The following is an 8,243-nucleotide window of genomic DNA, read 5'->3' as shown; positions in this document are numbered from 1 at the left end:
CCCCACCCGGAGCTGTTTTTTACGGCCGCCTGGCGGCATTTGGGGGGGGGGGGGGGGGGGGGGCCGCGCCCCCGCCCCGCCCCCCCCCCCCCCGCGGGGGGGGAGGCCGGACCGGTCGTACGGCGTCAGCGCAGTTGAGCGTCGCTCGGGGTCTGCGCGCCCTGGCCGGGCACGGCCTGCGGGGCATCGGGCCCGGGGCTCTCCTTGGTGTCGCCCTCGATGTCGATGTGCGGCAGTACGCGGTCGAGCGCGTTGGGCAGCCACCAGGCCTTGCGGCCGAGGAGCACCATGAGCGCGGGCACGATGGTCATCCGGACGACGAGCGCGTCGAAGAACACGGCCACGGCGAGCGAGAGGCCGAACGCCTGCAGCATCGTCGACTCCGACAGGATGAAGCCGCTGAAGACGCTGATCATGATCAGTACGGCGGCGGTGACCACGCGGGAGCTCTGGGCGAAGCCCGTGACGACCGCTTCCTTGGACCGGCCGTCACGCACGTAGGCCTCTCGCATCCGGCTGACCAGGAACACCTCGTAGTCCATGGCGAGTCCGAAGACGAGGCCGATGATGATGACCGGCAGCAGGTTGACGATGAGGCCGGGTGCGGAGACGCCAAGGACGTCGACGGCCCAGCCCCACTGGAAGACCGCGACCATGACGCCGAAGGTTGCGGCGAGGCTGAGCAGGAAGCCGAGCGCCGCCTTGAGCGGTACCAGGATCGAACGGAACATCAGCATGAGGAGTAAGAAGGCGAGCCCGACGACGACTGCCACGTACGGCAGCAAGGTATCCGCGATGCGCTGGGAGATGTCGATGTTGAGTGCGGTCGTGCCGGTGACGGCGATCGCGGCGCCGCTGTCGCGGTGCACGTCCGCCGCCCGGACGCGGATGTCGCTCACCAGGTCCTCGGTGGCGGCGCTGGCCGGTGAGCTCTTCGGCGTCACCATCATCAGGACGGTGTCGCCGGCCTTGTTGGGCACCGCCGGGGAGACGACCTTGACGTCGGGCAGGGAGGAGATGCTCGAACTGACGCGCTTGGCGGCGGCGTTGGCGTCTCCGCCTTCCTTGGAGTCGACCACGATCGTCAACGGGCCGTTGTTGCCGGGGCCGAAGCCCTCGGTCACGAGATCGTAGGCCTTGCGTTGAGTGGTGCTTGTGGGTTCGCTGCCGTCGTCCGGCAGGCCGAGCCGGATGTCGGCGGCGGGCAGGGCCAGGACGACGAGCGCCGCGCAGGCCGCTACCAGGAAGAGCACCGGCCTTCGGGCGACCAGCTGGACCCAGCGCAGACCCATGGTCGGCTTGGCGGAGCGGTCGTCGCCGGTGTCCTTGTCGAGCGGTGTCCGGGAACTGTCCGGTCCCGCCTGCTCCTTGGCCTCCCGTTCGGCGCGGGCCCGGCGTCCGAGCACGCGCGGGCCGACGAAGCCGAGCAGCGCGGGCAGCAGGGTCAGCGCGACGAGCACGGCCACGGCCACGGTGAGTGCGGCGGCCACACCGATCTGCGTCAGGATCGGGATGCCGACGACCGAGAGGCCGACGAGCGCGATGATGACGGTGATACCGGCGAAGATGACCGCGGAGCCCGCGGTGGACACGGCCCGGCCGATGGACTCCTCCGCCGGGCGGCCGCTGAGCACCTCCTCGCGATATCGGAAGCTGATGAACAGGGCGTAGTCGATGGACACCGCCAGACCCAGCATCAGGGCGAGGGCGGGGGTGTCGGAGTTGAGCTCGATGAAGGCGCTGCTCGCCTGGACGGCGCAGAGGCTGACGCCTACGCCCAGGATGGCGGTCAGCAGCGGAAGGCCCGCGGCGACGAGCGAACCGAAGGTGATCACCAGGACGATGGCCGCGACGAGCACGCCGACGAGTTCGCTGCCGCCCTCCTCCGGTGCGCCCTTGGGCGCGTCACCGCCGAACTCGACGGTCAGTCCGGCCTGTTCACCGGGCTTGGCGGCATCGAACAGTGCCTCCCTGTCGGAGTCCGTGAGCTCGCTGCGCGGCTCGCGGTAGTCCACCTGGATGAGCGCCATCCGCTTGTCCGGGGAGATCGACTGCGCCTTGAAGGGGTCGGCGGCGCCGGCCACCTTGGGCGCGTCGCCGAGCCTGCCCACCATCTCCTCGACGGCCTCGCGCTTGTCGGGGGAGGTGACCTTCTGTCCCTCGGGGGCCACGATCACCACCCGGGCGACGGCACCGTCCGCGGAGGCCTGCGGGAACCGTTCCCCGAGCAGGTCGATAGCCCGCTGGGACTCGGTGTCCGGGATGGAGAAGGACTCCACGGTGGGCTTGGACAGAGTGGCTGCCCCGACGCCGAGGGCGACCAGGAGAACCACCCAGATCAGGGTGACGAGCCGACGTCGTCGGAACGACTCCCGCCCGGTCCGATACAGAAAGGCCTTCACAGGATTCAACCTTCTTTTGCAAGTGTACCGTCAGTTCGGAGTGCACTGTACTCTGACACCGGGAAAACTGAAAGAGGTCGGGGCGACCGCCGGCAGGGGCTGTGGTCGACCGCCCGCAACGAGAAAGAGGAAGAAGGGAACTCCCAGATGGGCGTTGCGAAACAGCACCAATCACGGACAGCGGCAGCGGCTCAGAGCGGGCCGGTCCTCGGACTGCGTGAGCGCAAGAAGGCGAAGACCCGCGCCTCCATCCAGCAGGAGGCGCTGCGCCTCTTCCGTGAGCAGGGCTATGAGACGACGACGATGGAGCAGATCGCCGAGGCCGCTGAGGTGTCCCAGAGCACGGTCTTTCGCTACTTCCCGACCAAGGAGGAGCTGGTCGCCTCCGACGAGCAGGACGCCTTCTTCATCGAGGCGTGGCGTGCCCAGTCGGCCGATCTGCCGGTCCTTCAGGCCCTGCGTCTGGCCATCAGGGAGACCCTCGAGGGGCTCTCGCCCGAGGAGTTCGGGGCTCAGCGCGACCGCGATGTACTGATGGTGACCGTGCCTGAACTGTGGGCCGCGAGCCTGGGGAACGTCACCCAGACCATGCGGGTGATCACCTTGTTGGTCGCCGAGCGCACGGGGCGCCCGGAGGACGACACGAAGGTCCGGGCCATCAGCGGCGCGATCTTCGGCGTCATCCTGAACACCATGCTCCGCTGGGCCGAGGACCCCGACCACGACGTCGCCGAGGACCTCGACCAGATGCTTGCCCATCTGGACAACGCCCGGTTCGACAGTGTCGTGCCGGAGTGACGGGCATCCGGTACCTCACGGCGACGCCTTGAGCCAGACCCGGCGGGCTCACAGACCACCGCCGGGTGCCATCAGTAGTGGGGGAGGGAGAGGCGATGAACGGGCAGCATCGCTCGGCAGGATCCGTCATGGTACGGGTCCTGAACATGGAAGGGCGCCCGGTTCCCCGGGCGCGCCTGACGCTTGTGGACCGCGGTGGCCGGATGCTCGGCCACGGCGAGGCGCGAGCCGACGGCTTATGTGAACTGGCAGTGCCCGGGGCCGAGCCGTACGTCCTGCTGGGCGGGGCCACCGGGCACCTGCCCGGCACGACGGACCTCGACGTGACGGCCCGGCTGCTGTCCGACGAGACCGTACTGTTGCTGCGTGAGGTGACGACCGCGCGGGGGAAGGTTTCCGAGGACTCGCTGTACATGCCGGTCCCGGAGGCGCTTGCGGTGTTCATGGACGACCGCGGAAACGTGGCCGGCTCCGCCGTGACATCGGACGACGGGTGCTTCGAGGTCGCGGGGTTGCGCCCCGGCGGCTACATGCTCATGGTGCTCCATCGGGAGTTCGAGTACTGGCTGCGTGCGGTGCACGTCGGGGGCACCGAACCGCTCCTGGCCGACGCCACGTTGACGCGCCGTCTGTTCTCGTGCCTGGGTGTGGTCCTCGACGCCCGCGGCGAACCGGTGCCGGGGGTGCTCGTCAGGCTTGCGGACGGCTCGGGCCTCGAGCTGCGGGAACACGCCGACGAGGACGGCAGGTTCGGCTTCCCGGCCGTACCCCAAGGGCTCTACGAGTTAGGGATCGGGGAGCGGCCGAGTTCCCGGAGCGTGCTCGTGGCCGAGAATCTGACCCACCTGGAGGTGACCGTCCCTGACCCCTAACCCGGAGCCTAGGGGCCCCCTAGGGGAAGTGTGCCGGTCCGCGCGGCCGGTAGCTTTCGTCCCGCAGTGCCGGGTTCCCCGTCCGCCTCGGCGCCCCGCGCCGAGCTCCCCTTTCGGGGGCCCCGCAGGAACGATTGGAGGTCGTCGTCGGACATGGCAAGTTCCCTCGAGCCGAACAGCCCGTGGATCCGGGTCTTCCACCCGTCGGAGCGGACGCGCGTGAGACTCGTCTGTTTCCCCCACGCCGGCGGATCGGCGAGCTGGTTCCACCCGATGTCCGCCGCGCTCGCGCCCGACGTCGAGGTGCTGGCCGTGCAGTACCCGGGCCGTCAGGAGCGGCGTCTGGAGCCGTCGTTCACGGACATCGCCGAAGCGGCTGACCGGATCACCGAGGAAATCGCCCCGTGGCGCGAGGGTCCCCTCGCCTTCTTCGGCCACAGCATGGGAGCCACCATCGCCTACGAAGTGGCCCTGCGCCTGGAGCGCGCGGGCTCCGGACCGGTCGCGCTCTTCGCCTCCGGCCGCCGGGCGCCGTCCCGGGTGCGAGACGAGGGCATTCACGAGCGGCCGGACAGCGGGCTCGTCGCCGAGATGAAGGCGATGAGCGGGACGGAATCGGCGCTCCTTGACGACCCCGAGATGCTGGCGATGATCCTGCCGACCCTGCGTGGCGACTACCGTGCCGCCGAGACCTACCGCCACCGCGAGGGCGACCGCCTCGACTGTCCCGTGTTCGCCTTGACCGGGGACCGCGATCCCCGCGCGGACGTGGTGGATGTCGAGGCCTGGCGGGAACACACCAGAGGTGACTTCGACCTGCGGGTCTTTCCGGGTGGCCACTTCTATCTCAATGGGTCGGCGGAAGTCGTGGACCTTGTACGCAACCGGCTTCTGACCGTTTCCGTCTGACGGCCGAGTTATCTCCCTCACACGTCGGCTGCCCGTCAATCCCCCGGACGTGCAGCCGACTTCCCGTCGTGTCGGCGCTTCACCGCCCGGTACCCGCTCGTCGCTTTCGGCGTGCGGGACTTCAACGTGCCCGAAAATGGCCCGATGTGCCCCGCCTGCTTTCGGTCGCGCTATCGGAGGCCGGGAAGATCCCACTGGCGCGTCCCTCTTGAGACGTGTAGCCTTCAAAAAAAATGAGACATTCATTTGATGGGGGACTCGTCGTCTGTGTGCCACGGGTGGTGGAGGCTGAAAAGCCTCGCGGGAAGCCGTTTCAGGCCAGGTGGCCATGGCCGACCAGCGAGCTCCGATCGTTGAGCCGTGTCCGCCTGGTGGGTGGGCCTACTTCTGATGTAGTCGCCACGGAGGTGCGTTAATCCTCCCGCCTTCACCTGGGTGAACGGTAGATGTAGCGGAGAACGGGTCATTACGGGGGCTTGTCATGCGCTTTTCGCACAACGACCGAGAATTAACGCAGTTGAACAGGATGCTGGGCTCGTGCCTGAGCCGAAAAGGCGGGGTCGTCCTGATTGACGGCACGGTCACCAGCGGAAAGACGGAGTTACTCAGGAGTTTTTCGGAGAATGCGCTCGAAGAGAACGCTCTGGTTCTCTCGGCGCTCGCCGTGCAAACGGAGAAAGAAATTCCGTTTGGTGTCGTAGATCAGCTGGCGCACAATGCGCCCATGCAGTTCGCCGAGATAGCCGAACTGCAGGAGATCATCGCTACCGGAGCCTCTGTCAGCACGACTTCCGGTGCCGACCCGGAACGGGTCACCCCCGAGCACGGCCGGGTGCTCGCCCAACTGCACGCTGCGGTGATACGGCTCGCGGAACAGGGCCCAGTGGTGATCACAGTGGACGACCTGCACCACGCGGACCGGATCTCCCTGCAGTTCCTGTGCTATCTGGCCCGCCGCATCCTCAACAAGCGTGTCCTGCTCGTGCTGGGCGTGCAGACCGGGGCCGTACCCATCTTCCCGCTGTTCCAGATGGAGATGTCCTCCCAGACGAACTGCCGGCGGGTGGTGCTCGAACCCCTGAGCGTCCGCCAGGTCGGCGACCTGCTCCGCGAGCGCGCGGGCGGCGAGGAGGCGGCCCGGCTGACGCCGCTCTACCACGCGCTGAGCGGCGGAAACCCGCTGCTCGTCAATGCGTTGCTCGCCGACGGCCTGGGCACCATGGACGTCCTGTACACCGAGGGCGGGCTGCCGAACTACCGCCGCGCGGTGCTCACCTGCCTCCAGCGGATGGACCGGATCTCGGCAGAGGTGGCACAGGGCATCGCCGTGCTGGAGGCGACGGGGTCCCGGCATCTGATCGACCGGCTGCTGGGGCTCGACAGCGCGCTGGTCCGGCGGGCGGAGCACATCCTGTACCGCAGCGGACTCCTCACGGCCCAGGGCTACCGCCACGGCGAGGCCCGCACTGCCGCGCGCGAGAGCCTCTCGGCCGAGCAGCATGAGGAACTCCACACCAGAGCCGCCCGATTGCTCTTCCAGGAGGGAGCCGGGGGCACCGATGTGGGCACCCACTTACTTGCCGCGGACAGCGCCAAGGAGCCCTGGGCGGTGCCTCTTTTGATCGAGGCCGCGGAACAGCAGTTGCGGGCGGACGATCTGGACCGGGCCACCGCGTATGTGCGGCTCGCCCAGCGGGAGGCCGTGACCGAGCAGCAGCACGCAGACGTCACCCTGATGCTGGCCCGGACGGAGTGGCGCCTCAACCCCGCGGTTGTGGCCCGCCACCTCGCACCGCGCCCCGGCTCCTCCGCCGAACCGGCGCTGCAGTCCGGACAGGTCGTCCAGATGGTCCAGGGACTGCTCGAACAAGGTCTCCTTGAACAGGCCCAGGAGGCGCTGCGCTGGGTCGGCGATTCGGGCTTCGACGCCCAGCACGCCGACTGCGAGGCGTGGACCGCCTTCAAGGTCTGGCTGGGGTGCACCTATCCCTTGCACGCCTTCCAACTGCCGGGCGTGCCCGAACGGACCTGCCCGCCCGGCCAGCCCCGGAATGCCCGCCCGGTCGGCGAGCTTGCCGCTTCGGCCCACCTGCTCGCTTCCGTGCTCCGCGGTGATCTGGCCGACCCCGGACTGGAACTGGCCGAGGACCGGTTCCGCAGGCTCCGCCTGACCGGCAGCACGTTCGAGGCGCTGGGCATCACGCTGCGGGCGCTGGTCTACGCCGACCAGTACGGCACGGCGTACGACTGGGGCGAGGTGCTGTTCAAGGACGCCAACGACCGCAACGAACCGGCGTGGCTCGCGCTCTTCGCGAGCATCATGTCCGAAGCGGCGCTGGGCCGGGGTGAACTGGGGGCGGCGGCCGAGTACGCCCGCACCGCCATGACCAGCGGGGCGGAGCTGAACGGCCCGGCGATGTCGGGCGTGTCCCTGGCCGTGCGCATCCTGGCCCTGGTCGAGTCCGGCGACCTCGACGGCGCGAGCCGCCTGCTCTCCCGGTCGGCACCGGATACGGCGGCCCACGGACGGCAGGGCCTGCACCTCCTCCATGCCCGGGGCCACTACCACCTGGCGAACCAGCAACCCCACCTGGCTTTGCGGGACTTCGAGTCCTGCGGGCAGCGCATGTCGGCCTGGGGTCTTGACTCGCCTTCCTTCATCCCCTGGCGCACCGACCGGGCGCAGGCCCTGATCGCGCTCCACCGGTACGAGGAGACCCGGGAGTTGGCCGAAGAGCAGCTTGCCGTACTCGGCCCGCTCCAGGGCCGCACCCGTGCCATGACCCTGCGCGTCCTGGCAGAGGTCACCATCCCCGAGAGGCGCCCGGTGCTCCTGGAAGAGGCGTTGCAGGTCATGGTGGAGGCGCCCGACCACGTCGAAGTGGCCAGGATCCTCGGCCTCCTGGGCCGTACGCACCAGGCCCTGGGCGAGCCCGCCATCGCCGGCAGGTTCCTGGAACGGGCCCGCGACACCGCCCGCGCCTGTGGCGCCGACCGGCTGCTCGCCACTCTCGGCGAGGACGCCGACACCACGTCCTGCGACGACGACGTCCGGAGCATCGCCGATCTGAGTGCGGCCGAGCAGCGCGTGGCCCTCCTGATAGGCGAAGGCCGGACCAACAGCGAGGCCGCGGCCAAGCTGTTCGTCACCGTCAGCACGGTCGAGCAGCACCTGACCCGGATATACCGCAAGCTCGGCATCAAACAGCGCAGCGATCTGCGCGCCCGTCTGATCGGAAGCCACAGCTGACGAAGCCTGCGG

At 69.1% G+C, this 8,243-nt stretch carries 5 protein-coding genes; 4 read left to right on the top strand and 1 reads right to left on the bottom strand.

From position 1 onward, the window contains the following. Positions 1–125: 125 nt before the first annotated feature. Positions 126–2,402, bottom strand: a complete 2,277-nt coding sequence (locus ABZ833_RS05410; RefSeq protein ID WP_361041238.1) for an MMPL family transporter — start codon at positions 2,400–2,402, stop codon at positions 126–128. 147 nt (positions 2,403–2,549) lie between these two features. On the opposite strand from ABZ833_RS05410, the gene ABZ833_RS05405 reads away from it, so the two are divergent. The 4 genes from ABZ833_RS05405 to ABZ833_RS05390 all read left to right on the top strand — a co-directional run bounded on the left by ABZ833_RS05405 (position 2,550) and on the right by ABZ833_RS05390 (position 8,231). Then, entirely contained in the window at positions 2,550–3,200 is a 651-nt protein-coding gene (locus ABZ833_RS05405) for a TetR family transcriptional regulator (protein ID WP_361041236.1), read from the top strand. A gap of 95 nt (positions 3,201–3,295) precedes the next feature. Then, entirely contained in the window at positions 3,296–4,072 is a 777-nt protein-coding gene (locus tag ABZ833_RS05400; RefSeq protein WP_361041233.1) for a hypothetical protein, read from the top strand. Positions 4,073–4,225: 153 nt separating this feature from the next. Next, entirely contained in the window at positions 4,226–4,981 is a 756-nt protein-coding gene (locus ABZ833_RS05395) for an alpha/beta fold hydrolase (RefSeq protein ID WP_361041230.1), read from the top strand. Between the two features lie 481 nt (positions 4,982–5,462). Then, on the top strand, positions 5,463–8,231 hold the full coding sequence (locus ABZ833_RS05390; protein WP_361041227.1) for an AAA family ATPase: 2,769 nt from the start codon (positions 5,463–5,465) through the stop codon (positions 8,229–8,231). The last annotated feature ends 12 nt before the right edge of the window (positions 8,232–8,243 follow it).

The organism is Streptomyces sp. NPDC047525, from assembly GCF_040643025.1.
In the GTDB taxonomy this organism is placed as follows: domain Bacteria; phylum Actinomycetota; class Actinomycetes; order Streptomycetales; family Streptomycetaceae; genus Streptomyces; species Streptomyces durmitorensis.
The sequence above is the reverse complement of the archived record's forward strand: the minus strand, read 5'-3'. Positions and strand labels throughout refer to the sequence as shown.